The organism is Gluconobacter aidae (assembly GCF_009547075.1).
Classification (GTDB): domain Bacteria; phylum Pseudomonadota; class Alphaproteobacteria; order Acetobacterales; family Acetobacteraceae; genus Gluconobacter; species Gluconobacter aidae.
In genome coordinates this window covers 78696-104188 of sequence record NZ_WIPH01000006.1, presented here as the reverse complement: position 1 = coordinate 104188, position 25493 = coordinate 78696, and the positions used below count along the sequence as shown (strand labels likewise).

25 protein-coding genes are annotated in these 25493 nt (G+C 61.5%); 12 read left to right on the top strand and 13 right to left on the bottom strand.

Going from position 1 to position 25493, the window contains the following annotated elements; translation table 11 throughout:
• Positions 1-5: 5 nt before the first annotated feature.
• A complete protein-coding gene (locus GFJ39_RS04675; RefSeq protein WP_407645864.1) occupies positions 6-668 on the bottom strand; it encodes a DnaA/Hda family protein in 663 nt (220 codons plus the stop codon).
• Positions 669-881: 213 nt separating this feature from the next.
• Here GFJ39_RS04675 and purM point away from each other — a divergent pair, with 213 nt between their 5' ends.
• From purM to GFJ39_RS04655, 4 genes are all read left to right on the top strand, one after another.
• Entirely contained in the window at positions 882-1967 is a 1086-nt protein-coding gene (gene purM, locus GFJ39_RS04670; protein ID WP_153430247.1) for a phosphoribosylformylglycinamidine cyclo-ligase, read from the top strand.
• Positions 1964-2596: a phosphoribosylglycinamide formyltransferase gene (gene purN, locus GFJ39_RS04665; RefSeq protein WP_153430246.1), complete on the top strand. Its 633-nt coding sequence runs from the start codon at positions 1964-1966 to the stop codon at positions 2594-2596. Before purM ends, purN begins: the two co-directional genes overlap by 4 nt.
• Positions 2597-2689: 93 nt before the next feature.
• Positions 2690-3103 carry a hypothetical protein gene (locus GFJ39_RS04660; RefSeq protein WP_153430245.1) on the top strand — a complete coding sequence of 138 codons (414 nt, stop codon included), beginning with the start codon at positions 2690-2692 and terminating at the stop codon, positions 3101-3103.
• Entirely contained in the window at positions 3022-3936 is a 915-nt protein-coding gene (locus tag GFJ39_RS04655; protein ID WP_153430244.1) for a hypothetical protein, read from the top strand. The genes GFJ39_RS04660 and GFJ39_RS04655 overlap by 82 nt, the downstream gene beginning before the upstream one ends.
• Before the next feature lie 59 nt (positions 3937-3995).
• Here the strand turns inward: GFJ39_RS04655 and ndk are convergent, their stop codons facing one another.
• Complete coding sequence (gene ndk, locus GFJ39_RS04650; protein WP_153430243.1) at positions 3996-4418, bottom strand: nucleoside-diphosphate kinase; 423 nt, start codon at positions 4416-4418, stop codon at positions 3996-3998.
• 146 nt (positions 4419-4564) lie between these two features.
• Here ndk and GFJ39_RS04645 point away from each other — a divergent pair, with 146 nt between their 5' ends.
• Together GFJ39_RS04645 and GFJ39_RS04640 are read left to right on the top strand one after the other, a co-directional pair.
• Entirely contained in the window at positions 4565-6472 is a 1908-nt protein-coding gene (locus tag GFJ39_RS04645; protein WP_325062830.1) for an ABC-F family ATP-binding cassette domain-containing protein, read from the top strand.
• Between the two features lie 415 nt (positions 6473-6887).
• Positions 6888-8033 carry an AI-2E family transporter gene (locus GFJ39_RS04640; protein ID WP_153430241.1) on the top strand — a complete coding sequence of 382 codons (1146 nt, stop codon included), beginning with the start codon at positions 6888-6890 and terminating at the stop codon, positions 8031-8033.
• A gap of 98 nt (positions 8034-8131) precedes the next feature.
• Here the strand turns inward: GFJ39_RS04640 and GFJ39_RS04635 are convergent, their stop codons facing one another.
• From GFJ39_RS04635 to GFJ39_RS04625, 3 genes are read right to left on the bottom strand one after another with little or no spacing between them, the layout of a single operon-like run.
• Positions 8132-8557, bottom strand: a complete 426-nt coding sequence (locus tag GFJ39_RS04635) for a hypothetical protein (RefSeq protein WP_325062829.1) — start codon at positions 8555-8557, stop codon at positions 8132-8134.
• A complete protein-coding gene (locus GFJ39_RS04630; protein WP_153430239.1) occupies positions 8554-9696 on the bottom strand; it encodes a DegT/DnrJ/EryC1/StrS family aminotransferase in 1143 nt (380 codons plus the stop codon). Before GFJ39_RS04630 ends, GFJ39_RS04635 begins: the two co-directional genes overlap by 4 nt.
• Positions 9693-11651: a polysaccharide biosynthesis protein gene (locus GFJ39_RS04625; RefSeq protein WP_153430262.1), complete on the bottom strand. Its 1959-nt coding sequence runs from the start codon at positions 11649-11651 to the stop codon at positions 9693-9695. Before GFJ39_RS04625 ends, GFJ39_RS04630 begins: the two co-directional genes overlap by 4 nt.
• 87 nt (positions 11652-11738) lie before the next feature.
• Here GFJ39_RS04625 and GFJ39_RS04620 point away from each other — a divergent pair, with 87 nt between their 5' ends.
• Positions 11739-12710 carry a glycosyltransferase family 4 protein gene (locus tag GFJ39_RS04620; RefSeq protein ID WP_153430238.1) on the top strand — a complete coding sequence of 324 codons (972 nt, stop codon included), beginning with the start codon at positions 11739-11741 and terminating at the stop codon, positions 12708-12710.
• Between the two features lie 14 nt (positions 12711-12724).
• Here GFJ39_RS04620 and GFJ39_RS04615 read toward each other — a convergent pair whose 3' ends face one another.
• Together GFJ39_RS04615 and GFJ39_RS04610 are read right to left on the bottom strand one after the other, a co-directional pair.
• The gene (locus GFJ39_RS04615) at positions 12725-13126 is read right to left on the bottom strand and encodes a MarR family transcriptional regulator (RefSeq protein ID WP_024717011.1); all 402 of its coding nucleotides are present in this window, start codon (positions 13124-13126) and stop codon (positions 12725-12727) included.
• A gap of 303 nt (positions 13127-13429) precedes the next feature.
• Positions 13430-14821, bottom strand: coding sequence for a leucyl aminopeptidase family protein (locus tag GFJ39_RS04610; protein ID WP_153430237.1), 1392 nt, complete (start codon positions 14819-14821; stop codon positions 13430-13432).
• A 98-nt stretch (positions 14822-14919) separates the two neighbouring features.
• Between GFJ39_RS04610 and GFJ39_RS04605 the strand changes: the two genes are divergently transcribed.
• From GFJ39_RS04605 to fdxA, 3 genes are all read left to right on the top strand, one after another.
• Positions 14920-17478, top strand: a complete 2559-nt coding sequence (locus GFJ39_RS04605; protein ID WP_194285292.1) for a helicase-related protein — start codon at positions 14920-14922, stop codon at positions 17476-17478.
• On the top strand, positions 17475-17753 hold the full coding sequence (locus GFJ39_RS04600; protein WP_062507469.1) for an RNA-binding S4 domain-containing protein: 279 nt from the start codon (positions 17475-17477) through the stop codon (positions 17751-17753). Before GFJ39_RS04605 ends, GFJ39_RS04600 begins: the two co-directional genes overlap by 4 nt.
• Before the next feature lie 92 nt (positions 17754-17845).
• The gene (gene fdxA / locus GFJ39_RS04595; RefSeq protein ID WP_153430235.1) at positions 17846-18178 is read left to right on the top strand and encodes a ferredoxin FdxA; all 333 of its coding nucleotides are present in this window, start codon (positions 17846-17848) and stop codon (positions 18176-18178) included.
• Between the two features lie 175 nt (positions 18179-18353).
• Here fdxA and cyoD read toward each other — a convergent pair whose 3' ends face one another.
• The 5 genes from cyoD to GFJ39_RS04570 all read right to left on the bottom strand — a co-directional run bounded on the left by cyoD (position 18354) and on the right by GFJ39_RS04570 (position 23473).
• The gene (gene cyoD / locus GFJ39_RS04590; protein WP_153430234.1) at positions 18354-18683 is read right to left on the bottom strand and encodes a cytochrome o ubiquinol oxidase subunit IV; all 330 of its coding nucleotides are present in this window, start codon (positions 18681-18683) and stop codon (positions 18354-18356) included.
• Complete coding sequence (gene cyoC / locus GFJ39_RS04585) at positions 18683-19303, bottom strand: cytochrome o ubiquinol oxidase subunit III (protein ID WP_153430233.1); 621 nt, start codon at positions 19301-19303, stop codon at positions 18683-18685. Before cyoC ends, cyoD begins: the two co-directional genes overlap by 1 nt.
• An 18-nt stretch (positions 19304-19321) precedes the next feature.
• Positions 19322-21310: a cytochrome o ubiquinol oxidase subunit I gene (cyoB, locus tag GFJ39_RS04580; RefSeq protein ID WP_153430232.1), complete on the bottom strand. Its 1989-nt coding sequence runs from the start codon at positions 21308-21310 to the stop codon at positions 19322-19324.
• A gap of 7 nt (positions 21311-21317) precedes the next feature.
• Complete coding sequence (cyoA, locus tag GFJ39_RS04575; RefSeq protein ID WP_153430231.1) at positions 21318-22256, bottom strand: ubiquinol oxidase subunit II; 939 nt, start codon at positions 22254-22256, stop codon at positions 21318-21320.
• 446 nt (positions 22257-22702) lie between these two features.
• Complete coding sequence (locus GFJ39_RS04570) at positions 22703-23473, bottom strand: Bax inhibitor-1/YccA family protein (protein WP_153430230.1); 771 nt, start codon at positions 23471-23473, stop codon at positions 22703-22705.
• A 151-nt stretch (positions 23474-23624) separates the two neighbouring features.
• Here GFJ39_RS04570 and thpR point away from each other — a divergent pair, with 151 nt between their 5' ends.
• Together thpR and GFJ39_RS04560 are read left to right on the top strand one after the other, a co-directional pair.
• The gene (gene thpR / locus GFJ39_RS04565; protein ID WP_153430229.1) at positions 23625-24188 is read left to right on the top strand and encodes an RNA 2',3'-cyclic phosphodiesterase; all 564 of its coding nucleotides are present in this window, start codon (positions 23625-23627) and stop codon (positions 24186-24188) included.
• Positions 24185-24790, top strand: coding sequence for a uracil-DNA glycosylase family protein (locus GFJ39_RS04560; RefSeq protein WP_153430228.1), 606 nt, complete (start codon positions 24185-24187; stop codon positions 24788-24790). Before thpR ends, GFJ39_RS04560 begins: the two co-directional genes overlap by 4 nt.
• Here the strand turns inward: GFJ39_RS04560 and GFJ39_RS04555 are convergent, their stop codons facing one another.
• Positions 24791-25492, bottom strand: a complete 702-nt coding sequence (locus GFJ39_RS04555) for a MarC family protein (RefSeq protein WP_153430227.1) — start codon at positions 25490-25492, stop codon at positions 24791-24793.
• Position 25493 lies beyond the last annotated feature (1 nt).

Sequence of the window (25493 nt, the reverse complement as noted above, 5' to 3'; positions counted from 1 at the left end):
GACGCTTACCCCTCGGGCGTCAGAAGATCCGGCAACATTTCCATCGCCAGCGTCCGCGTAATCGGCTGCTTGCGCGCCAGGGCGGCCTCATCCAGCCGCTCCACCGCCGAGACCAGCGCATTGCCCGTCCGGGGCAGATGCCGCCACAGCCATTCCGTCACCGTCTGCGACACCACGAGCTGCCGGTCCGCCAGCAGAGACAGCAGAAGCGTCGCCCGCAGATCGTCCTCCGGCTCGCCCGTCGCCGTGGTCGCTGTCGCCCGCAGGCGGCTCGCCAGATCAGGCAGCATGAAATGACTGCGCGACGGCGGAAGCCGCCCCGCCATCAGAACCCGGTCCCCCTGGGAGAACGCATCATTCAGCAGATGCAGCATGGTCGCCTCGTCTCCCGGCGAATCGGCATTGTCGATCGCCAGGTTCCCCTGAACCCTGATCCGCCCGCCTGCCGAAGACGTGGAAAACAGCCGCGCATCCAGCACCGTGGCATCATGCTCATGCGCCCACGCCGTCAGAAGATGCGTCTTCCCCGTCCCTGAAGGCCCCCAGAGCCAGAGCCGCCCGTCCGGCCACTGGTTCCGCGCCAGCCAGGCCCGCGCGGCCGCATTGGACGGCCCGTTGATGAAACGCTCGGACGTCATGGCCGTCACGCGACGCAGCGGAAACGCCATCTGAACGGCTGGCCGCCCCTCTGGCCGCCCCTGATGATGCTCCCGGCCGACAGCACCGGATTCCGGCACCGCGTCCCCGCCCGTGGCCCTGCCCGCATCCCGTTTCGTCATCTCAGGTCCCTTTTTCATGCCGTTACGCCTTCAAACAGGCGTTCCGCCAGCGCGCAGGATGCTCTAGAACGGCGTCACGTCAACCAGCGGGAACCTTCGACCATGACCGATCAGCCTGACATCTCCCCCGGCACGAGCCACAGCACGACCGGCGGCGCAAGCTACGCACAGGCCGGCGTGGACATCGCCGCGGGCGATGCGCTGGTCGATGCGATCAAGCCCGCAGCCAAAGCCACGAACCGGCCCGGCACCATGGGCGGCCTCGGCGGCTTCGGCGCCCTGTTCGATCTCAAGGCCGCAGGCTTCACCGATCCCGTGCTCGTCAGCTGCACCGACGGCGTCGGCACCAAGCTGATGGTCGCCATCGAAGCCGGAAAGCATGACGACGTCGGGATCGACCTCGTCGCCATGTGCGTCAACGACCTCGTCGTGCAGGGCGCCACCCCGCTGTTCTTCCTGGACTACCTCGCCACCGGAAAACTCTCCGTCGAAGCTGCCGCGACCGTCGTGAAGGGCATCGCCAGGGGCTGCGCCGAATCCGGCTGCGCCCTCGTCGGCGGTGAAACGGCCGAAATGCCCGGCATGTACGCCCCCGGCCATTACGACCTCGCGGGTTTCAGCGTTGGCGCGGCCGAGCGGAACAACCTGCTTCCCGCCAACATCGCCGAAGGCGACACACTGATCGGACTGCCCTCTTCCGGCGTCCATTCCAACGGCTTCTCGCTGGTCCGCGAAGTCGTGCGCCGCTCCGGCCTCGGCTGGAACGACCCGGCCCCCTTCGCTGAAGGCCACACCCTCGCTGAAGCCCTGCTGACACCCACGAAACTTTATGTCCGCACGGTTCTGGATCTGCACGCCAAGGGCCTGCTCCACGGCTGCGCCCACATCACCGGCGGCGGCCTGCCCGGCAACCTGCCCCGCGTCCTGCCTGAAGGTCTCGGCGTCCGCATCGACGGCTCCGCATGGATCGTTCCGCCCGTATTCCGCTGGCTGGCCGAAACCGGCAATGTCGCCGCTGACGAGATGCTCCGCGTCTTCAACTGCGGCATCGGCATGGTGCTCGTCACCTCCGAGCCCGAGAAGGTCATGGTCGAACTGGATGCCCGTGGCGAAACCGGCTTCCTCATGGGCCAGATCGTCCGCTCCGATGACGCCTACGCTCTGACCGCGCCGGTCTCCTTCGCATGAAGAAGCCGCATTCCAGAACCAGAGCGAAAGCTCCGGCCAAAAAGACCGAAAAAGTCCCCATCGCGATCCTCATCAGCGGCCGCGGCAGCAACATGCGCGCGCTGATCGAGGCCTGCGCCCGCCCGGACTATCCTGCCGAAATCGTGCTGGTTCTCAGCAACCGCCCGGATGCTCCAGGCCTTGAAGTCGCCGAAGAAGCGGGCCTGAAAACCCTCGCCATCGACCACAAACCGTTTGGCAGGGACCGCGAGGCCCACGAGCGCGAAATCGACGCCGCCCTTCAGGCTTCCGGCGCCATGCTGGTCGTCCTCGCAGGCTACATGCGCGTGCTGACGCCCTGGCTGGTCAAGGCCTGGGAAGACAGGATGCTCAACATCCACCCGAGCCTCCTGCCCGCCTTCCCCGGCCTGCACACCCACGAAGCCGCCATCAAGGCCGGTGTGAAAGAGCATGGCTGCACGGTCCATCTCGTCACATCCGGCGTGGACGAAGGCCCCATCCTCGGACAGGCCAGCGTCCCCGTCCTTGAAAACGACACGCCCGAAACCCTCGCCGCCCGCGTTCTGGAGCAGGAACACCTGCTTTACCCGGACGTGCTGGAAATGATCTGCGACGTGTTCGCGAAATAAGCCCGCGCCACACCCCATATTCCCGATACCGCGATCCGTATCGCGCGCCCTGACATCTTTTTTCAGATTGACTGAAAACAAGGGAAATCCTCCTTGCCCGCCATTCTTTCACCCCGACTGAACCACCGTTTCTGGCTTGGCGTGATCATCTTTGCAGGGCTTCTTTTTTTCCGCTCCCCCGACATCCTGCTTCATGCGCGGTTCTGGGGCGAAGACGGGTGGAACTGGTATCCGGAAGCGTATCATCTGGGCTGGTCTTCCCTCGCCCTCTCGCACACGGGATATTTCCAGACGATCAGCCGCATGGTGGCACTTGTTGCCGTGCCGTTTCCGCTCGCCTGGAACCCGGCGATCTATGCCGGCTTCGCCTTTATTTTCCAGCTTCTCCCCGCTGCGTTTCTTTTTTCGGACCGCGGAGCAGCTCTGTGCCCCAGTTCCGCCGTCCGGTTCATTCTGGGATCCTGTTCTGCGTTGCACCGAATACGGATGAAGTCTTCGTCAACCTGACCAACAGCCAGTGGCATCTTGCTGTTCTGGCTTTCCTGATCATCGTCTCCGACCCTCCACAGACACGCGCGGGGCAGGTGTTCGATCATGTCTTTCTGCTGATCTCGGCGCTGAGCGGACCATTCTGCCTTCTGCTGCTGCCGATTGCCGCAGCCCGCACCATCATCCACCGCGAGCCGACCTATTACACACGCCTCGCCATTGTGGCCTGCGGCGTGGCCATCCAGGCCGTTCCCATCATCCAGAGCAGTGGCAGTTCAAGACCCAACACACCTCTGGGCGCAAGTTTTGGAGCCCTCATCTGCCTTCTCGCGGCACAGCTTTTTCTGGCTCCCCTGATCAGCCACAATCACCTCGAATACCTCTATTCCACCCGGATCTGGCAAAATCCCGTTTTCCCATGTTTGGTTGATCTCGCAGCCGGCATGATCTGTTTTCAGGCCGTACGACGCTGGATTGCCCTGCGCTATGCGCTGGTCTTCGTCATGCTCATTCTTGCTGCGCCCCTGACACACCCCATCGTCACCACCACGATGCCACAATGGCACGCGATGTTCATCCCGGACGCAGGTATGCGCTATTTTTTCATGCCCATCCTGTTCTGGCTGGCAGCTCTGGTCGCCGTCACCTTCTCCGGACACGGCCTGACCCGTGCCCTCGCAACGGGCGCACTGCTGGTTGTGGTGGTTCTGGGTATTCCGCATGACCGAAAAATCGCCATGGAAGCCGATCGCGGCTTCAGCGAGGCGGCCCGAAGATTCGATGCCGGCCCACCGGGCACAACCGTCACGATCCCGGTCCGGCCTGGTTCCACCGTCACCCTGACCCGATAAAAAAAGCCCCCGGAACGAACGTCCCGGGGGCTTTTCCCTGAAATCGGAAAATCCGCAGATTACGGCAGGATTTCGGTCTCGGCGAAGAAGAAGGAGATCTCGTTCTTCGCGTTCTCAAGGCTGTCCGAACCATGCACGGAGTTGGCTTCGATGCTCTCGGCGAACAGCTTGCGGACAGTGCCTTCAGCAGCGTCGGCCGGGTTCGTCGCACCCATGACTTCGCGGTTCTTGGCAACGGCGCCTTCACCCTGAAGAACCTGAACGACAACCGGCTCGGCAATCATGGAGGACACGAGGCTGCCGTAGAACGGACGCTCCTTGTGCACGGCATAGAAAGCGCCAGCCTGCTTCTCGGTCAGCTGGATGCGCTTCTGGGCAACGATACGCAGGCCAGCGCCTTCGAACACGGCATTGATCTTGCCGGTCAGGTTACGCTTGGTGGCGTCGGGCTTGATGATGGAAAGCGTGCGCTCGAGAGCCATCTTTCTTCTCCTGGTTAGGACCGGCCCCTTCCGGGACCAGCGGGTCAATACCGCCGTTCCACTAGAGCAAATTCATCGTTCCTGATAGGTCTGTCGCAGTATTTTAACGTCCCCTGTTTCTTTTCTTCCGACTGATCGAGGCGCCCGTGAGCCTGCTCACCATTACCGACCTGACCCTCCGCATCGCGGGCCGCACCCTGCTGGACAACGCGTCCCTCAGCGTGGACCCGGGACGAAAGATCGGTCTGATCGGCAAGAACGGCGCGGGAAAGTCCACCCTGCTGGCTGCGATCGCCGGTGATTTCGTCCCCGATGGCGGCACCATCACCCTCGCCGCCCGCGCCACAATGGGTCGCGTCAAACAGGAAACACCCTCGGGCAGCACCTCCATTCTCGATACGGTCCTCGAAGGCGATCTCGAACGCACGCGCCTGCTCGCGGAAGCCGAGACCGCGACCGATCCGGCCCGCATTGCAGACGTCCATGAACGCCTCATCGCCATCGACGCCTACACAGCCCCCGCCCGCGCCGGTGCCATTCTCTCCGGCCTCGGCTTCGATCAGGACGCGCAGAACCGTGCCGTCTCGGACTTCTCTGGTGGCTGGCGGATGCGCGTGTCCCTCGCCACGGCCCTGTTCCTGAACCCCGATCTGCTGCTGCTCGACGAACCGACGAACCATCTCGACATCGAAGCCACGCTCTGGCTGGAATCCTGGCTCGCGAAGTTCTCCGGTGCCGCGATCATCGTCAGCCATGACCGCTCCCTGCTCGACAACACCGTCGATGCCATCGCCCATCTCGATCACCAGAAAATCAGCGTCACTCCCGGTGGCTACGACAATTTCGTCCGCATCCGCACGGAACAGGCCCTCCAGCAGAACCGTGCCGCCGAACGCATCGCCGCCCAGCGCGCCCATATGCAGTCCTTCGTGGACCGCTTCCGCGCCAAGGCCACGAAAGCCAAACAGGCTCAGGCCCGGCTGAAGGCCCTCGAACGCCTTCCACAGATCGACAGCGTCGTGGAAGACACCCCCACCCGCTTCTCCTTCCCCGAACCGCAGCCTTTGCCCCCGCCGATGCTGAGCCTGAACAATGTCAGCCTCGGCTATGACGGTCGCGTCGTGCTCAAGGGCCTGAACCAGCGTCTGGACATGGAAGACCGGATCGCCCTGCTCGGCCAGAACGGCCGCGGCAAATCCACCTTCGCCAAGCTGCTGGCCGGTCGGCTGGAGCCGATGTCGGGCACCTATACCCATTCACCCAAGCTGAAGATCGGCTATTTCGCCCAGCACCAGAGCGACGAACTCGTCCTGACCGACACGCCCATCGACCATATGAGCCGCGCCATGCCGGACGCGCTCCCCGCTGCCGTCCGCGCACAGCTCGCCCGGTTCGGCCTCGATGAAAACCGCGCCGAGACCAAAGTCGGAGAACTCTCGGGCGGCGAAAAGGCCCGCCTGCTTCTCGCTCTCTCCACCCGCGAAGCCCCGCACCTGCTGATCCTCGACGAACCAACCAACCATCTCGATCTCGATGCCCGTGACGCCCTGATCCGCGCGCTGTCGGCGTTCGAAGGGGCCGTCGTTCTCATCAGCCATGACAGCCATCTCGTGGAATCGGTCGCCGACCGCTTCTGGCTGGTGGAAGACGGCACGATCGCCCCCTTCGAGGGCGATATGGCCGAATACCGTGCCTGGCTCCTCGAACGCGCCCGCAAAGCCCGCGCCGAAATGACCGAGCGCAACAAGGCCGCCACCTCATCAGAAACCAGCGGCTCCTCCTCCGCCCAGAAGCGGATCGACCGCAAGGAACAGACCCGCGCCCTCGCCCCTTTACGCCGCAAAATCCGCGATGCGGAGAACAAGATGGCCCAGCTCACCGGCGAGAAGACGAAAATCGAGGCCAGACTCGCCGATCCGGCCCTTTATCAGTCCGGCGATACCGGGGAAGTGACGTCTCTGAACGTCCATCTCGCCGCGCTCAACGCCACTCTTGAAACCGTTGAGGAAAGCTGGCTTGAAGCCCAGACAGAGCTTGAGGAAGCCACCGGCTGACCTTCTGATATTTCCCTGATCGAAAATATTTAATAAAAACAGTTTGTTATCCACAAGTTCTCACGGGAGCCCCAGCCTCCCCCGAGGATTATCCCTGTTCCGGCTCTTTCCGGTCCGACAGGCGCGTCTCGGAATTATGGGTCGCCCCGCTACACCGCGACCTTCGCATGCAGGTCGGCAGTATGCCCCTGTGCGCCGGATCAAAACGCCTCTCACGACGGACGGCGATGGGTGACATGGCCGTGAAGGCGTCTCCATGCGCTGGACGGACAAGGCCCTCCGCACATTGCGTCCGGGCCTGACACTGCCGGGCGCGCGCATGTGGGCCTGTCGACAAAAGAAGGTGATCCATTGACCCCCTTTCCCTCTGCCCATAAGCCAGTCGGCAATGACTGACCAAGGACAGACCTTCCCCATGCCCATCTCCTTTTCCGATCCGGCAGAACGCAGCGAGACGGAACCTCGCGCGCGGGAACTGTCCAGAATCGCCGGTCTGCTGCGCATCACGCTCGCTCTCACACTGGGACTTCTGGCGATCTGGCTGATCGGCGATGTCCTGGCCGTGATTTTCGCCTCCGCTCTCGTGGCAATCGTCCTGCACGGACTTGCGCGCATGCTCCGGCGTCGTGTTTCCGTCATCCCGTATCAGGGGGCAGTCGCCCTGGTCACTGTCGTGATCCTCGTGGCCCTGTTCGGACTGGGCTGGTACAGCGGCCCGGCCATCAGCGACCAGTTCATCCGCCTCAAACAGGCTCTCATCACCCAGTCGGGAGAAGTCCGCACCCATCTCTCCGGCTCAACGCTTGGCCAGATGGTCCTCGATCACCTGCCCTCGTCGCTGGGAGGCAATGCCGCAGGCACCGCGAGCCTAGGCTCGCTGGGCTCGGGCCTCGCAGGCTCGGTCACAGGACTGCTCAGCTCCGTATTCGGCATCCTCGGAACCCTTCTGGTGGTTCTGATCGCGGGGCTGTATTTCGCACTGAGCCCTGCCGTCTATATCGATGGCATGCTGCGTCTCGTTCCCACGCAGCACCGTCCCGCAGCGCGGGAGCTGATGCTGACCGCCGGCGCGACCCTCTGGGCCTGGACCGCCGGACAGGCGCTGGACATGCTCGTGGTCGGACTGCTCTCCGGCATCGGCCTGTCGCTGATCGGCGTCCCGCTCGCGCTCGCGCTGGGTGTCGTGGCGGGGCTGTGCAATTTCATTCCCTATATCGGCGCCATTCTCGGCGCAGTTCCCGCCGTCCTGCTTGGCCTGTCCCTCGGCACCCACGAAGCCCTGTTCGTCGGCATCCTGTACTGCGTGATCCAGTTCTTCGAAGGCAACGTCCTCGCCCCGCTGATCCAGCGCCGCGCCGTTCACATGCCTCCCGCCCTCGCCATCCTTTCGCAGACGGTGTTCGGCTCCATCCTCGGCGCGCCCGGCCTGATCCTGGCCTCTCCCATCACGGCCGCCCTGCTGGCCATGGGCGACAAGGCCACGGCCCCGCTGGAGGACGAAAACCAGACCCGCCGCGCCGTCGGCGAAGTCACGGAACAGGAAGAAAAACAGCAAAAGTAAATCCGCTCCGACACGCCATCCGCTACAGGACAAAAAAAGACCGGCACTCCCTGCGGAGGCCGGTCTTTTTCATGTCATCGGAACCCGTATCCGTCTCTTTATTTCGCAGGTTGGGCGCCATCAGGCTGAAGCGCCATGACCTGCGCGTCCGGAAAGGCATTCATCCGGTACGGGCCGTTCTTTTCGAGCTGAACGCCGATAATATCGTCCTGTTTCTTGTGCTTCCAGATGGACACGATGACCGGCTGTCCCCGCGCCGTGGTCATTTCCAGAATGACCTGCCCCGGTGCAGGCGGACGCTCACCCGAAGGACCCCAGGCCGTCTCATGCGACTGAAGCCAGAGATTGACCTTCTGAACCTCATCCGCAGTGAGTTCACGGCTGACGGGCGCGCTCAGCCGTCCGGCCGTCACCTCTGGAAATTTCCACGCATGCAGCAGCGGCCAGGTCACGAACCAGATGATGCCCACCGGGATGAGAACAAGGGCCGCAAAAACCAGCAGAAGTTTCTGTTCGCGTCTCACGCCTGTTCTCCTGCCCAGCGATTAAGGGTTGCAATGATGTAGCTGACGTCATCGTCCGTCAGTTCGGGATGAATGGGAAGGGCCAGAACCCGCGCACCGAGCCCTTCGGCCACCGGCAGCACGGCACCATCGTGATGCGGCGCATAGGCCGGCTGACGATGAAGCGGCTTCGGATAATAAATGGCCGTCGGAACACCCGCATCCTTCAGAAACGCCTGAAGCGAATCCCGCTTGCGCGCCTCGGGCAACAGAACCGTATAAATCGCCCAGGCGCTCTCGCTGTCGGCAACGCGCGCAGGTGGAACAACGCCTTCCGGCATGGCAGCATCATAGGCCGAAGCAATCGCATCCCGACGCTTCAGCTCGTCTCCGAACACGTCGAGCTTCGCCAGCAGCACGGCGGCCTGAAGCGTATCCAGACGCCCGTTGATGCCGATCCGCTCGACTTCGTAGCGCGTGCGCCCTTCTCCATGCGTGCGCAGGGAATGATACAGCGCCGCCAGATCGTCATCATCCGTCAGGATCGCACCACCGTCTCCGTAACCGCCCAGCGGCTTGGACGGAAAGAAGGACAGCGTTGTCGCCTTCGCCTCATGCCCCAGACGACGCCCATGATACGTCGCACCAAAGGACTGCGCACAATCGGCCACCAGCGTCAGACCTTCCTGTGCTGTCCAGACCTTCAGTTCGTCCCAGGGCGCGGGCTGACCAAACAGATCCACGCCGATCACGACCCGGGGCTCAAGCTCCCCGGCCTGACGCATGGCCTCAAGCCGTTCCTTCAGGGACTCAAGACTGATCTGGAAGGTCTGCGGGTCCACATCCACGAAAACCGGTGTCCCCCCCAGAAGCAGAACAACTTCCGCCGTCGCCGTATAGGTGAAGGCCGGAAGGAAGACCGCGTCTCCCGGCCCGATCTCCTCGCCCATCAGCACCATCAGCAGCGCATCCGTTCCGGACGACACGCCGATCGCATGTTTCGCACCGCCGAACTCCGCCAGACGCTGCTCCAGTTCCTGCACTTCAGGACCAAGCACGAAACGGCAATGCGCCATCACGGCGTCCACACGTTTCTGGATGCTGCCCTTCAGCCGCGCCTGCTGGGCGGGAAGGTCGAGAAAAGCAATCTGCCTTGTCATGGCGCTATCATCTCCGGATCGGGATGGGACATCGCAACCGGCATTCCACCGTCGCGGTTATGAAGGAATTCGGGCACCAGCCTGTACAGGATGCTCATGATGGCGCCCAGATCATTCGCGTGACAGGCCGCCTCCAGCTCATCCATCGCAGCACGCGCCACCTTGAAATCGACCGTGCGCGGAGACGCCATCCGCAGACCGGGCGCATCGGTCGGAACCGGCGCCTCGCGTCCGTGAAACAGCTCTTCGAACAGCTTTTCGCCTGGCCGCAGCCCGGTAAAGCGGATTTCGATATCGGTCTCCGGCCGCAGACCGGCCAGACGGATCATCTGGAACGCCAGATCCATGATCCGCACCGGATCCCCCATATCGAGCACGAAAATACCGCCCTGCCTGAGCCGCTGGTCCGTCGCATCGTTCTGCGCGCGCTCATGCGTGCCACGCACCGCCGCCTGCAACACCAGCCCCACCGCCTCGGGCACCGTCATGAAATAGCGCGTCATGTCCGGATGCGTGACCGTCAGCGGCCCGCCATGCTCAAGCTGCCTGCGGAACAGCGGCACGACCGACCCCGTGGAGCCCAGCACATTACCGAACCGCACGGTCACACAGCGCATGCCGCCCTGCCCGGCCCGCGCGCGCATATCAAGCGCCTGCCCGTACACTTCGGCACAGCGCTTGCTGGCTCCCATCAGACTGGACGGATTGACCGCCTTGTCCGTGGAAATCATGACCATCGCCTGCGCTCCGGCCCGCTCGGCCTCATCCGCGACGATGCGCGTGCCAATCACATTCGTCAGCACCCCCTCAACCGGATTGTCCTCCACGATCGGCACATGCTTGAGCGCCGCCGCATGAAAAACGAGATGCGGCCGGTACATTCCGAAGACTTCAGCAATGCGCCGCCTGTCGCGCACATCCGCGATGATCTGATGGCGTTTCACGTCACCAAACCGCTCCGAAATATCCAGATTGATCTGCCACAGGGCATATTCGCTGCTCTCGATCAGCAGAAGCGCGGCGGGCTGAAAAGACGCGATCTGCCGCGCCAGTTCGGAGCCGATGCTTCCCCCTGCCCCCGTCACGGCAATGACGCGCCCGCAAATCAGCCGCGCCATCCCTTGCGAATCGAGTGCCACTTGTGGCCGGTTCAACAGGTCCTCGATTGCTATGGGCCGAAGTTCCACACGATCCGCCGGCCTTAACGCTGTCAGTGAGGGGGTGCGCTGCACGTCGAGATCATAGACTCGCGCGACTTCGAGAATCCGGGCCAGCTCCCGGCCCTTGATCTCGCCCGCCGTGATGACGAGCGCGTCCGGCAACCTTCCCGCCGCAGAAAGCCGCTCCAGAATGAGAGGCGTTTCGCTGATCGTTCCCAGAATCGGGCAGTCATGAATACGTCGCCCGGCCTGCTGCGCCCCACCCGTCAGCAGCCCCACCACACGGCGGCTGTTTGCACTGTCGCGCTCCATCGCCCGGATGAACAGATCCGCTTCATGATCCGCCCCGAGCAGCAGGATGCGCTCACCATCCAGAGTCAGGCTTCCGCGCCGCGCCGCCAGCCGCCACATCATGCGGATGGCGCCCAGGAACACGAGCAGGACCAGCGCATGAATGATGGGAAAAGTCGGCGTCGGCAGCGGATAGCCCGCCACATACAGCAGTTCCGCAAACAACAGCGCGCTCAGAATCGACGCACAGGCGATATTGAACAGGTCCGCCACACCCGAAAACCGCCAGTACTGCTGCGGAATACGGAACGGCAGTCCGCCCACCAGCAGCGTGATCCCGCCCCCGGCGATGAACCACAGCGGATGAAGCCATCCCCCTGCCGGATCAGCCAGCCAGCGCGCCACGGGAGCCGCCGCGGCGGACACGATTCCGTCCAGCATCACATTGAGGGCGATGCGCCGCACCGGCATCGAAGAACGCGCGGCCGGGCCTGAGGGGGGCATTGAGGCCGGAGATGTGGGCCCTGTGGGATGAACGGATGTCACGCGCCCCTTATAGCGCCAAAAGCCTCCCTCCCATAAAGTCGTCCCATGCCCTTTTCTTTCCAGAACCTGACCAGCGGCGTCACGCTCGCCTGCATCGCCGCCGTTATCCTGTGCAATCTCCTTATCCTGCTCATGATCCGCGCGGGCGTTCTGGACCACCCCGTCGCCCGCAGTTCCCATACCCGCCCGACGCCCAAAGGCGGCGGGATCGGCATCATCGGCGCCTTCATCCTGTGCCTGCCCCCCGCCCTTTACGAGGCCCATGCCTCGATGCGCATCGTTCCCGCCATCACGGGGCTGCTGGTCGGCATGATCCTCCTCGGCACGGTCTCATGGCTCGATGACGTCCGCCCTTTCCCCGCGCGCTACAAGCTCGCGGCCCAGTTCGTGGCGGCAATCGCCGCGGCCGTCGGAACGGGCGCAACCCTGCCCGAACTGATCCCCTTCGTGCTCGCTGCCGTCTTCATCACGAACGCCCTCAATTTCATCGATGGCATCAATGGGCTGGCCTCTGGCGTCATGGCCATTTCCGCTCTGCTCCTCGCCAGCACGGGCCTCATGCCCGTCGCCTTCGTCCTGCTCGCCGTCTGCCTGCTGAGTTTCCTGCCCTATAATTTCCCCAAAGCGCGGATCTTCATGGGCGATGTCGGCAGCCAGCCAGTCGGTCTCGCCATCGCCTGGGGCGGCATGACCGGCTTCGGCACAGGGAGCGCCGTGCTCGTCGTCGCCCTGCTCTCGGGGGTTCTGTGGGACGTGACCTTCACGCTCGCACGCCGGGCACGCGCCGGTGACAGGCTCGCACAGGCCCATCGCGGCCATCTCTATCAACTGGCTGTCCGCTCAGGACTGCCCGTCCCGCTCGTCACATGTCTCTATTGGGGATTTGCCCTCTGGGGCGCTGCGGCTTTCGCCACAGGTCAGATCATCACGATGGTCCTGATGATCGTCCTGCCACAGCTTGCATGGACAGGATATGTCTGCACGCGGGCCGGAACCCGCGTGCAGGACCGCTGGTAATCCAGCGGCTTAAATCAGCCGGCGCGACGGCTGCTCAGACGCTCGACAGAAGCCGAAGCGCGTTCCGTGCGCGTGGAGCGCGTGCCGGAAGCTTCCGCCATGACGGCGCGCATTTCACGCAGGAAGGTGGAGCCTTTCAGCGTGCGCTGCACCAGCACCGAACGGCGATCCAGCGGATCAACCTTGCGGCGTGCCAGATCCAGCTCGCCCAGGCGGTCGAGCGCGCGGGTGATGGCGGGCTTGGACACCTTGAGTTCCAGAGCCAGGCCCCGAACCGTATGCGCTCCATCCCGCAGATAGCAGGTCAGGAAAACGGCAAGCTGGCGGGCCGAAAGGTCGGGTCCGTCACGACGCACCATGGAAACGATGGTGTCGCACAGAAGGTTGAGCATCTGATCATTGGTAGCCTGGGGCATGATCTCTCTCCTAAGCAGTCCCTCCCTCATCTGTTGTCCGATCCCATAACAGGAGCCGACGGGATGAGGGTCGACGTGAAATTGTCTCTGCCTCTCCATATCGGGAGAGACCGTAGTGGCATTCAGATGGTGTTTCGAAACGCATGCGCAAGCATACGGGTTCCAAAACAATCCAGTAGACGATGACTCTGCATCGAAACGATAAAAGGGCGTATGCCTCATTAAAGCGCGTTTGACACCCTAATCTTTTAACACTCCATCGCTCGGCCACACTGTTCGCCGAGTGAAACGCTTTATGGAAGCTCAGGAATTATTATGAATTCGTGACAAACTCTCCAGAATTGCCCGAAGCCCAAGCACTTCTCCGCCCTCGGGACGGCCCGGCCGGGCACCGTCATTCCACGCATAAGTGTCGATATGCGCCCATTTCTGGCCGTCCGGAACGAATTTCCGAAGATAAAGCGCGGCCGTGATCGCACCGGCCATGGGTTTGGACGTCACATTTCCAAAATCGGCCACTTTACTATCCAGCCATGCATCATAGCCATGCCAGAGCGGCATTCTCCACATTACATCGGCGGTCGTTTTTCCCGATTCGAGAATGAGTGAGGCCAGTTCATCGTCATTACTGAACAGCGCGGGCACATCCGGACCGAGTGCCACACGCGCAGCACCCGTCAGGGTTGCAGCATCCAGAATGGCATCCGGACGGCTTTCAGACGCCTCCGTTATGAGATCACACAACACCAGACGCCCTTCCGCATCCGTATTGCCAATCTCGACCGTCTTGCCACTCCGCGTCCGCAGCACGTCGCCAGGCCGCATGGCATGACCCGAGACACTGTTCTCCACACAGCCCAGACGCAGTTCCAGATCCACATCCAGCCCAAGGTCGATCGCAGCACACATGACGGCCAACATTAGCGCTGCCCCGCCCATGTCCTTCTTCATACGCAACATGCCCGCCGCGCCCTTGAGATCGTACCCGCCCGTATCGAAACACACGCCCTTGCCGATCAGCGAAACCCGCGGCGCACCCTCACGGACCTTCCACCGCGCCACGACCACGACCGGCTTGCGCTCCGACCCCTCGCCCACTTCCGCCAGGCATGGATACGCACTCCGCAGATCATCCCCGTCCACAAGACTGACGCTCGCCCCGCGATGCACCAGCGCCGCACCGGCCATATCCGCCAGTTCACGCGGCCCCAGCAGATTGGCGGGCATATTGATAAGGTCACGCCCGAACCAGACCGCCTTCGACAGCGCTACCAGCCGCTGCGCCTCATCCGGCACGACCATCCGCGTCGTGACAGGTTTGTTCTCGCCCAGACTGAAACGATACGCCCCCATGCAGAACCCGAGCAGCGCGCTCTCCAGCGCCCCCTCATCAAGCCCGTGGAGCACCGCCGTCCAGTCCCCGTCCGGCAGAGCTGTCCCCAGCTTGCCAAAAACCACCGGATCATTGGCGCGTGCGGACGCCACACATAGAATCGCCGAGCCCACGCCCCCGTCCCCCGGCAGCAGTGTAAAAGCGCCGTCCTTTGCGGAAAATCCCTGTCCCTGAAGAAACGCCGCATGCTCCCCCAGAAGGTGCAAGACGGTCGCACTGTCCTCACAGGCCACCAGATGAACCAGACGGGCCGAAGCCGCGTCGGCAGATGTTACGAAGGGAAGCCGGGGATGCGGATTCATAAGACTTTCTTCCTCAAATACAGGTCCCACCCGATAAAGATCATCCGGGAAGGCTTCAGATGCTTGCTTTTGCCCCGCAGGCACCCGACCATTCAGACATGAAGGGTGCATTCCACGGAACCTCGTCCAGCTATCATACCATGCCAGCCAGCATCCGTGCTGCCCTTGGCCCCACCAATACCGGCAAAACCCATTATGCCTTAACGCGCATGATGGCCCATGCGTCCGGCATCATCGGCTTCCCCCTGCGCCTTCTGGCCCGGGAGAACTACGAGCGCCTCGTCAAAATCAAGGGCGAGCGCAGCGTCGCCCTCATCACGGGCGAAGAAAAAATCGTCCCACCCGGAGCCCGCTGGTTTTCCTGCACCGTCGAAGCCATGCCGCTGGACCGCAAGGCGGAGTTCGTCGCCATCGACGAAATCCAGCTCGCCTCGGACCCGGATCGCGGCCACATCTTCACGGACCGCCTGCTCCACGCACGCGGCACGGTCGAGACTCTTTTCCTCGGCGCAGAAACCATCCGCCCGCTGCTCCAGAAGCTCGTCCCGGGCATCGAGATCGACATCCGCACCCGCCTCTCCAGCCTGAGCAGCACGGGACACACCAAACTCTCCCGCCTGCCCCCCCGCTCGGCGATCGTCGCCTTCTCCATGAGCGAGGTCTACGCGCTGGCCGAAGTCATCCGCAGGCGTCGTGGCGGCTGTGCCGTCATCATGGGCCAGCTCAGCCCCCGCACCCGCAACGCCCAGGTCGAGCTCTACCAGAACCGAGAAGTCGATTATCTCGTCGCAACCGACGCCATCGGCATGGGCCTGAACATGGACGTCGATCACGTCGCCCTGGCCCAGCTCAGCAAGTTCGACGGCACGGTCCCCCGCCCCCTGTTCCCACAGGAAATCGCCCAGATCGCCGGACGCGCCGGACGCGGCATGAAAGATGGCACCTTCGGCACCACGGCCGACTGCCCACCCATGTCCAGCGCCCTCGTCGAAGCCGTCGAACAGCACCGCTTCGACCCGATCCAGCGCCTCTACTGGCGCAACCACGAGCTGGACTTCACCAACCCCGCAAACCTGCTCAAAAGCCTGACCCGCCCGCCTCCACTGCGTGGCCTGACAGCAGGCCGCGTGGTCTCGGACGTCACCACACTCGAATCCCTGATGCTCGATCCGGGCATCCGCGAGAGCGCCCGGGGCAAACGCGCCACCATGCTGCTCTGGGACGTCTGCCAGATCCCCGATTTCCGCAAACTCGGTGACGACAGCCACACCCGTCTCTGCGCGCGTCTTTATATGCATCTGCTCAAGGAAGGCTCCGTCCCAGCCAACTGGATGGAAGGCCATATCCGTGGCCTGGCCAAAACCGAAGGCGATATCGACACGCTGATGCACCGCCTCACCGGCGTACGCGTCTGCTCCTACGTCGCCGCTCGCACCGAGTGGAGCCGCCACTCCACGATGTGGCAGGAACGGGCCCGCGAAGTCGAAGACCTGCTCTCCGATGCCCTGCACGAACGCCTCACCGCCCGCTTCGTGGACCGCCGCGCCACAACGCTCCTTCGCCGCCTCGACAGTGACAGCGACCGCAGCCTGCTTTCCGCCGTCAAACCGGACGGAGAAGTCCTCGTCGAAGGCCACAGTATCGGCCGCATCCGTGGCTTCACACTGGAAACGGATGTCGCCGCAGGCCCTGACCGCCAGATCATCCTGCGCGCCGGCCGCAAGGCCCTGCTGCACGAAATCCCGCGTCGTATCCGCATGCTGCAGGACGCACCCGACACATCCCTCAGACTGGACACAGCAAACGGCGAACTCTTCTGGGAAGACACACGCCTCGGCCGCCTCGCCGCAAGCCCCTTCCTGCTCCGCCCCGCCATCCAGCTTTTCCCGGCCGAGTTCACCGACACCTTCCAGAAAACCCATGTCGAAACGCGCCTGCTGGACTTTGTGGCACAGCTCATCCAGCGGGATCTCAAGCCTCTCTACCGCAGTCAGGCCCTCGCCGAACGCGAACCCCAGCTCCGCGCGATCCTGCACCGCCTCATGGAAGACGGTGGCATCACCGAAACCCTCCCCGAAGACCACGCTCTTTCCCCGGCCCTGAAAAACAGACTGCGCAAGGGAGGCGTCGAGGTCGGACGTTTCTCGATCTACTGTCCCGCCCTCTTCCGGACCCGTCCGCTCGCGCTTCTGGGCCTTCTCCATGCCCTGCACAACAAGACCCCGATCCGCCCAACCGCTCCCGGCCGCGTTTCGCTGCCCTGGAGCGAGATCCACGGTCAATTCGGCTGGATCCGCGCAGGCGACACCGGCCTGCGTCTCGACATTGCGGAACGCTGTATCGCGGAAATGCACCAGCTCGCGGTCCGCCACGACCACGCCGCCCCACTCAGCCTGGCCTCCAGACTGGGCGTAAAAGCCGACATGCTCCCCTCCATTCTCAAAGGCCTCGGCATCGCACACCAGCCGGCCGAAGCCCCCTCATCCGCCCATGCAGGGCCGCCCCGTCCGCTCATGATCCTGAACGACCGCAAGACCCGGGCATCACGTCGGCGCAGATCCGCGCCGCACCACACGCCGCCCAGACGTCCGGCCCCTCCCCGAACCGACAGCCCCTTCGCAGCGCTCGCAGCTCTCAGGGAAAAAATCCGTCCATGAGCGAAGACTACCAGCGGCTGGACCAGTGGCTGTATTACGCTCGTGTCGCCAAGACGCGCCCCCTCTGTGCCGCCATCATCAGCAAGGGCCGCATCCGCATCAACCGGCAGCCGACCAGCAAGCCCCATGCCAAACTTCACGTTGGCGACATATTGACTTTTCCGGCTGTTTCTGGCGGAGAAGTGCGCGTGTGGCGCGTCTTGGATCTTGGTGAACGCCGCGGTCCGGCAAAAGAAGCCGCACTTCTTTATGAAGCCATCACAGAAGACGGCTGAGGATGCTTGCGTCTGAGGCCAAACCTTCGCATATCATCCCGCTCGGATGAAACCGGCCGGATGCCGGACCAGCAAGACGATCGGAGACGTCAATGACCTATGTGGTCACCGAAAACTGCATTCGCTGCAAGTTCACGGATTGCGTGGAAGTCTGCCCCGTAGACTGCTTCTACGCAGGCGAGAACTTCCTCGTCATCAATCCTGACGAATGCATCGACTGCGGCGTGTGTGAGCCGGAATGCCCGGCAGAGGCCATCTTCCCGGACAGCGACAACCGCGCCGCCCCATGGATCGAGATCAACGCGAAATATTCGACGCAATGGCCGAACATGACCCGCAAGATCGACGCCATGCCGGACGCCGAAGAATGGAAAGACAAGCCCGACAAGGCCGCCATGCTGTCCGAAGCGCCCCACAAGGACTGATCCCCACTTTTCTTTGGCGGCATCTTTCACCCGGTCTTCCAGGAGACCGGGTTTTTTTATGTCCGGCCGATGGCTCAACGCCTTTACCGGACTGGAACACCAAGGACACCAGACATAAAAAAAGGACTGGCAGGATGTCTCCCGCCAGCCCTTCCCTCAGGTTTCGAAAGAAACCTTAGCGGGACATCATGTTGATGGCCGTGTCGTGCATGATGAAGATCGTACCGCCGATGATGACGATCACCGATGCCGCGGCAAAGATGAAGCACATCAGGTTCCAGCTCTGCTCGCTGCTGGTGTTCAGGTGGAGGAAGAACACCAGATGGACGACGATCTGCACAACGGCAAGGACCGTCAGTGCGGCCAGCGCCATCCCGGGAGACAGGGCGTGGGTCATGACAGCGGCAAAGGATGCCACCGTCAGAATCACGGCCAGAACGAAGCCGATCAGGTAAGCCGAATAGGAGCCATGGCTGCTATCGTGGGCTGTGTGTGCCTGAGCCATTACATCACTCCTGCGAGATAAACGAACGAGAAGACACAGATCCAGACGATGTCAAGAAAGTGCCAGAACAGGCTGAGGCAGGCCAGCTTGTTCATCATACGCTCGGACAGATCCTGCGGACCCATCATCTGCACCATCAGAACGACCATCCAGATCAGGCCGCAGGTGACGTGCAGACCGTGCGTTCCAACCAGCGTGAAAAACGCCGAGAGGAATGCGGAACGGTCAGGACCATTGCCTTCAGCGATCATGGAACTGAACTCGTTCAGTTCCAGACCGACGAAGGAAGCACCCAGTACGAACGTGACGGCCAGCCACAGCAGAACCATCGTCTTGTTCTTCGCCAGCGCGTTCAGCGAGGCGAAGCCGTATGTGATGGACGAGAACAGCAAGATAGCCGTCTCGATCCCCACATTCGTCAGGTCGAACAGTTCCTTGCCCGAGGGGCCACCGGCATACTGGTTCCGGAGGACCGCAAAGGCAGCAAAGATCGACCCGAACAGGATGCAGTCCGTCATCAGGTAGAGCCAGAAGCCGAACACGTTCGGGGTCTCGTGATGATGTTCCCCGCCGTGATCGTCAGCGTGTGCCAGAGGCGACATTGTTGCTTCGTGAGCCATAAGTCTTATGCCCCCCTCTTACTCTGCAGCCTGCGCGGCGGCGATACGACGGGAATAGACTTCCTCGTTGTGCTCGATTTCACTCACCGGGACATAGTAGTCGACGTCGCGGTTTGCGCTGCGCAGGATCATGGTTGCAACGATACCGATCAGGCCGATGGCAGCGAGCCACCAGATGTACCAGATCGAAGCGAAACCGAGGATGAAGCTGAACAGACCGATGAAGACACCAGCGGATGTATTCTTCGGCATGTGGATCGGAGCCAGCGGCTTGCCGTGAGCCTTCAGACCCAGCTGCTTCTCGGTGTGGAACGTGTCGAGACCATGAATGTCAGGAATGACCGCGAAGTTATAAGCCGGCGGCGGAGAGGAAATGGACCACTCCAGCGTACGGCCGTTCCACGGATCACCCGTCAGATCAAGGTTCTCGGGCAGGTTGCGGTCACGGATGGAAACATAGAGCTGCGTGAGCTGGCAGACGATACCGCAGGCGATAACGATTGCACCAACTTCAGCAACAAGCATCCACGGATACCAGTCGGGGTTGTCGTAGTGGTTCATACGACGCGTCATACCCTCGAGGCCGAGGACATACAGCGGAATGAAGGCCAGGTAGAAACCGACGAACCAGCACCAGAAAGCGCGCTTGCCCCAGGCTTCGTTCAGCTTGAAGCCGAAAGCCTTCGGGAACCAGAAACCCATGCCCGCGATGTAGCCGAAATACACGCCGCCGATGATGACGTTGTGGAAGTGGGCAATCAGGAACAGGGAGTTGTGCAGGATCCAGTCAGCGGCCGGCATAGCCATCATGACACCGGTCATACCACCAATGGAGAAGGTGATCATGAAGCCGAGCGTCCAGTGCATCGGAGCCGTGAATTCCACGCGACCCTTATACATCGTGAACAGCCAGTTGAAGATCTTCACACCCGTCGGGACGGCGATGATCATCGTCATGATACCGAAGAAGGTATTGACGTTGGCACCGGCACCCATGGTGAAGAAGTGATGCACCCACACGACGAAGGAAAGCACCATGATGGAGCACGTGGCGTACACCATCGTCTTGTAGCCGAAGAGCGGCTTCTGGGAGAATGTTGCAGTGACCTCGGAGAAAACACCGAACGCCGGGATGACGAGGATGTAAACTTCCGGATGGCCCCAGGTCCAGATCATGCTGAGGTAAAGCATGACGTTGCCGCCGGCATCGTTCGTGAAGAAGTGCATGCCGAGGTAACGGTCAAGGCTGAGCAGAGCCAGCGTCACCGTCAGAACCGGGAAGGACACCATGATCAGAACGGTCGTGCAGAACGCGGTCCAGGTGAAGACCGGCATCTGCATCCAGCCCATGCCAGGCGCACGCATCTTGACGATGGTCGTGAAGAAGTTCACGCCCGTCAGCAGCGTACCGACACCGGAGATCTGAACGGCCCAGATATAGTAGTCAACGCCGACACCGGGGCTGAACTGCATTTCGGACAGAGGCGGGTAAACCAGCCAGCCGCACTGAGCGAACTCACCGATGAACAGCGAGATGTTGATCAGCAGGGCACCGACCAGCGTCATATAGAAGCTGAGCGAGTTCAGGAACGGGAACGCAACGTCGCGAGCACCGATCTGAAGGGGAACAACCAGGTTCATCAGGCCCGTCATGAACGCCATCGCCATGAAGAAGATCATGATGGTGCCGTGAGCGGAGAAGATCTGGTCGTAGTGATGCGGTGGCAGGTAACCGGGATTACCCTTGTAAGCCAGCGCGAGCTGGGTCCGCATCATGATGGCGTCCGCAAAACCGCGGAACAGCATGACGATCGCCAGAATGATGTACATTACGGCAAGACGCTTGTGGTCGACAGTCGTCAGCCAGTCACGCCAGAGATAGCCCCATTTGCCATAATAGGTGACAGCACCCAGTACGGCGAGACCGATGACAGCAACACCGAGGAATGTACCGACAAGAATCGGCACATCCAACGGTATGGCTGATAAGGAGAGTTTTCCGAGCATCTGTCGGTTATTCCTTCATGCCAGTGTCGGACGGTGCAGCGTTGGAAGCAGACTGCATGTGCATGACCTTGCCCGTCTTCTTGTCCACCATCATGCCGTTGTTATACTTGGCAACGATGCCGTCGAAGAGATCCGGCTGGACATGCGCGAAATACTGTACCGGTGCAGCTTCCTGCGGTGCAGCATATTTCGGGTATGTGGTGTCGTCGAGATTTTCGCTTCCGCTCTTCACCTTCTCAACCCAGTCGTTGAACTGAGCCGGATCCATGGCGAGGGTACGGAACTTCATATCCGAGAAACCACGACCGCTGAACTGTGAAGCCTCACCCAGGTAATCCCCGGATTCACTTGCAAGCAGATGCAGTTGGGTCTGTTCACCAGGCATGGAGTAGATCATCGATCCCAGACGCGGGATGAAGAACGACGTCATGACGGTGTCAGAAGTAATCTGGAAGTTCAGCGGCGTGTTCGTGGGAACATCCAGCTGGTTGATCGTCGCGATCCCCAGGTCCGGATAGATAAACAGCCACTTCCAGTCGAGAGAGACCACCTGGACATTCAGGGGCTTGACGTTGTCAGCCGTCTGAAGCGGGCGGTACGGATCATAAGCATGTGTGCTCCACCAGCTGATAGCACCCAGAAGGGCGATCAGGATGGCGGGAACACCCCAGATAACATATTCGATTGCGGTCGAATGATCCCAGGTCGGGAGGTATTCGGCCTCTTTGTTGGAAGCACGATACTTCCACGCAAAATAAAGCGTCGCGACGCAGGTGGGAACCACGACCAGCATCATGATGACGAATTCCGCCACCATGACATCGCGGTTCATTTCTGCGACCGGGCCGCGCGGCTGAAGCAGATCAACCGTACAACCCGATAGCATCAGCGCCGGCAACGCTGGGAGATATCGCCAGAGTTTTTTCATCGGTCCTGCTTTCATCATCCGTTCCGGCTTGCAGTAGTCGCCGGGAAACGGTTTGACACGATAAGGTCCGCATCAGTGCCGCCGAACGCTGCCATAGTCTGCTACCTTTCTCGTTCGTATCCTGACGTCAGGAACCGGATCAAAGATCCGACCCTGAAATTCATTCAGCATGGGACACGGCTGTCCCGGTTCCTCAGGTTTTTTCCGCCTGAATCGCCTCAAAGACAAGGCTTATCACGGATTTCGTGAGCACTCCCCCAAAATGGACGCCAGAGCGAAATGGCTGTTTTTCGCCACATTTGATCTAATTACGACTTTCATTAAATATGAATGTTACCGATTTTTAATGTAAACTCATTTAGAATTCGTGGAAATAATTCAAGACTTTTTTGGTCCAAAAACAGAAAGGGGCGGCATCGACTGCCGCCCCTTTCAGGATCTCCAATATCGCGAAGATAGTAATCTCAGTCGTTGTTACCGGAGCGAACTCCCATGAACTGGATCAGGAACTGAAACAGGTTCACGAAATTGAGATACATCGTCAGCGCATCATAGACACTCAGCTTCGCGACATCTTCTGGACCAGCATAAGCCATGTACTGCTGGTACGTGATCTTGATACGCTGCGTGTCATACGCCGCCAGTAAGGTGAAAAGCCCCACGCCTATTACGGAAACCAGCATGGCAAGCGGCGAACTGTGCATGAAAATGTTCACCACGGACGCCAGGATGATCCCGATCAATCCCATGAACAGGAAGGAACCGAGTCGAACAAGATTGGCTCCCGTCGTGTATCCCCACAGCGACATTCCGGCGAATGTAATGGCCGTCACGAAAAAGGTCCGGGCCACGGAAACGCCTGTATAGCTCAGCAGAAGGCTGGCCATGCTCGCCCCCATCGCCGCACTGAACAGCAGGAAGATCCCCTGCACGGCCGGACGGGACAGACGGTTGACCCCGAAGGACAGGACCATCACGAACACAAGCGGCGCAAAGATGCTGATCCCACCCAGAAGGGTCGGACGCAGGACGATGGCCCCGTTCGGCATCTCTGCCAGATGGAAGAAGAGCGCGCGCAGGGATGTCTGCGCCACGCCATAGGCGACCAGCCCCGTGATCACCAGGCCAAGCGCCATCCAGTTGAAGACCCGGCACATATAAGCACGGAGCCCGGCATCTAGACTGCCGGCTCCGGCCTGTACACCGGCTCTGCTGAAGTTGGTATTGAAAGCCATGACACCTTTTCCAATGAGATACCCTTTCGAAAAGGGCGCTTGACGAACCCGGGAGGGCCGTCCGTACACTCAGACTGAATGTGGGGTTTTTGCCGCAAGGGTCAAGAATACTCCGCGGTCCCTTACTTCTTTTTCATGGGAAACGAGCCTCTTGAGACTTTTTGTCGCACTCGACCTTCCTGCCAATGTCCGGGAAACGCTTGCGCTGATGCGCGGTTCCATGCCTGGCGTGCAATGGGTTCCAGCCGAAAACCATCACATCACCCTCCGCTTCATCGGAGAGATCACGGACCGGCACCGGCTGGAGGAAATTGATCTCGCCCTCTCCCGCCTCGCCTGGCAGCCTTTCGAGCTTTCTCTCGCTAAGGCCGACATTCGTGAAGGTCTCACGGCGGACAGTCTCCTGATCGGGGTCGAGCGCACCCGCCAGCTGGATGCGTTGCAGTCCCAGATCGAAAGCGCCCTTCGCCGCGCCGGATGCCCTCCAGCCAAGCGCCGCTTCCAGCCCGCCATCACTCTGGGGCATTTTTTCCCGAACCAGCGGGCCGACGCCATCAAATGGGTCCAGCGACACAATCTCTTCCGCAGCAAACCCATGTCCGTAGAGCATGTTACACTCTTCGAGAGTCTGCGAAGTCTGGGCGAACACGTCTATGTCCCCCGCGAAGAATACGCCTGGCAGCCGGAAATGCCGCTGATCCCCGAGGAAGAATGACCTTGCCTGTTCCGTCACCCGAGGAGCGCCTCGAGGCGCTCCTCACGGAAGTCCGGGCCTGCCGGGTCTGCGAGGCCCATCTCCCGCTCGGCACCAGACCCCTGATCCATGCTTCCGCCACATCAAGGATCCTGATCGCCAGCCAGGCTCCCGGCACCAAGGCCCATATCGCCGGAAAATCCTTCTATGACCCTTCCGGTAACCGCCTTCGCGACTGGCTCGGCATTTCAGAAAACGTTTTTTATGACACGCGCCAGATCGCCATTTTTCCGATGGGCCTGTGTTATCCCGGACGCCTTCCCAAAGGCGGCGACAACCCGCCCCGCCCGGAATGCGCCCCGCTGTGGCGCCGTCGCGTCCTTTCCCTCATGCCGGATATCCGCCTGACGCTGCTCGTCGGAAGCTATTCCCAGAACCATGTTCTGGGGCGCGGTTCAGTCACGGAACGCGTCCGGAATTTCCGGGATTACCTGCCGGAATATTTTCCCCTCCCCCACCCCTCATGGCGCACTGGCGTCTGGGAAAGAAAAGCGCCGTGGTTTCAGGAGGAGGTCATTCCCGCCCTGCGTAAGCGCGTTCACGCGATACTGGCGGAGCACTGATCAGGCGGCCTTGGCCTGCTTCAGCGCCTCGACAAGGAACCCTTCCACGCCCGACGCCAGAATCTGCACCCCGATCGCCAGCAGGATCAGCGCCGCAAGCCGGCTGACAATCCGTGTTCCCGTTACACCCAGCATCGCGACAACCCGCTCCGCATAAGCGTAAACGACCGCCACCACAACCGCCATGGTCGTCGCGGCAGCCGATACGCCGACATAATAGTCAGCAGTGGGCATGTTCGGCGGCGTGGATGAACTGAGCGCGATGGCTACGGAAATGCTGCCCGGCCCCACCGTAAACGGCATGGCCAGTGGAAAGAACGCCGTTTCCCGCAAATCGGGCGTCGTCACCGTCCGGCCACCCTGTAGCGCCTGCTTTTCCTTGCGCGCCTCGGACGTTTCGGGCTGCAACAGCATCAGCCAGGCACGCGACGCCACAACCAGCCCGCCCGTAATCCGCAGCGCATTGATCGAAATCCCGAAGAAACCGAGGATCCAGCTCCCGAACCAGATGGACACCAGCATGATGCCCAGCGAATTCAGCGCCACCTGACGCGCCAGCTCGACAACCTCGCGGCGATCACGCCCTTCCGTCGCCTGAGCAAAGATCAGGGACGCTCCGAGAGGATTGATGATCGAGAAGAGCGCCGGAAAGGCAATCAACCAACTGCTGAGCGTATTCCCCAGCCCGGGCGCCAGACTCATA

What these genes read in the sequence shown, in the direction of transcription:
- GFJ39_RS04615 (WP_024717011.1), bottom strand. Translation starts at nt 13,126, where the DNA reads ATGCCCCAGGCTACCAATGATCAGATGCTCAACCTTCTGTGCGACACC.
- cyoD (WP_153430234.1), bottom strand. Translation starts at nt 18,683, where the DNA reads ATGGCTCAGGCACACACAGCCCACGATAGCAGCCATGGCTCCTATTCG.
- GFJ39_RS04570 (WP_153430230.1), bottom strand. Translation starts at nt 23,473, where the DNA reads ATGGCTTTCAATACCAACTTCAGCAGAGCCGGTGTACAGGCCGGAGCC.
- GFJ39_RS04675 (WP_407645864.1), bottom strand. Translation starts at nt 668, where the DNA reads ATGGCGTTTCCGCTGCGTCGCGTGACGGCCATGACGTCCGAGCGTTTC.
- GFJ39_RS04610 (WP_153430237.1), bottom strand. Translation starts at nt 14,821, where the DNA reads ATGAATCCGCATCCCCGGCTTCCCTTCGTAACATCTGCCGACGCGGCT.
- GFJ39_RS04600 (WP_062507469.1), top strand. Translation starts at nt 17,475, where the DNA reads ATGAGCGAAGACTACCAGCGGCTGGACCAGTGGCTGTATTACGCTCGT.
- GFJ39_RS04555 (WP_153430227.1), bottom strand. Translation starts at nt 25,492, where the DNA reads ATGAGTCTGGCGCCCGGGCTGGGGAATACGCTCAGCAGTTGGTTGATT.
- ndk (WP_153430243.1), bottom strand. Translation starts at nt 4,418, where the DNA reads ATGGCTCTCGAGCGCACGCTTTCCATCATCAAGCCCGACGCCACCAAG.
- fdxA (WP_153430235.1), top strand. Translation starts at nt 17,846, where the DNA reads ATGACCTATGTGGTCACCGAAAACTGCATTCGCTGCAAGTTCACGGAT.
- GFJ39_RS04625 (WP_153430262.1), bottom strand. Translation starts at nt 11,651, where the DNA reads ATGCCCCCCTCAGGCCCGGCCGCGCGTTCTTCGATGCCGGTGCGGCGC.
- cyoA (WP_153430231.1), bottom strand. Translation starts at nt 22,256, where the DNA reads ATGATGAAAGCAGGACCGATGAAAAAACTCTGGCGATATCTCCCAGCG.
- GFJ39_RS04640 (WP_153430241.1), top strand. Translation starts at nt 6,888, where the DNA reads ATGCCCATCTCCTTTTCCGATCCGGCAGAACGCAGCGAGACGGAACCT.
- cyoB (WP_153430232.1), bottom strand. Translation starts at nt 21,310, where the DNA reads ATGCTCGGAAAACTCTCCTTATCAGCCATACCGTTGGATGTGCCGATT.
- purN (WP_153430246.1), top strand. Translation starts at nt 1,964, where the DNA reads ATGAAGAAGCCGCATTCCAGAACCAGAGCGAAAGCTCCGGCCAAAAAG.
- GFJ39_RS04630 (WP_153430239.1), bottom strand. Translation starts at nt 9,696, where the DNA reads ATGACAAGGCAGATTGCTTTTCTCGACCTTCCCGCCCAGCAGGCGCGG.
- cyoC (WP_153430233.1), bottom strand. Translation starts at nt 19,303, where the DNA reads ATGGCTCACGAAGCAACAATGTCGCCTCTGGCACACGCTGACGATCAC.
- GFJ39_RS04620 (WP_153430238.1), top strand. Translation starts at nt 11,739, where the DNA reads ATGCCCTTTTCTTTCCAGAACCTGACCAGCGGCGTCACGCTCGCCTGC.
- purM (WP_153430247.1), top strand. Translation starts at nt 882, where the DNA reads ATGACCGATCAGCCTGACATCTCCCCCGGCACGAGCCACAGCACGACC.
- GFJ39_RS04560 (WP_153430228.1), top strand. Translation starts at nt 24,185, where the DNA reads ATGACCTTGCCTGTTCCGTCACCCGAGGAGCGCCTCGAGGCGCTCCTC.
- GFJ39_RS04605 (WP_194285292.1), top strand. Translation starts at nt 14,920, where the DNA reads ATGAAGGGTGCATTCCACGGAACCTCGTCCAGCTATCATACCATGCCA.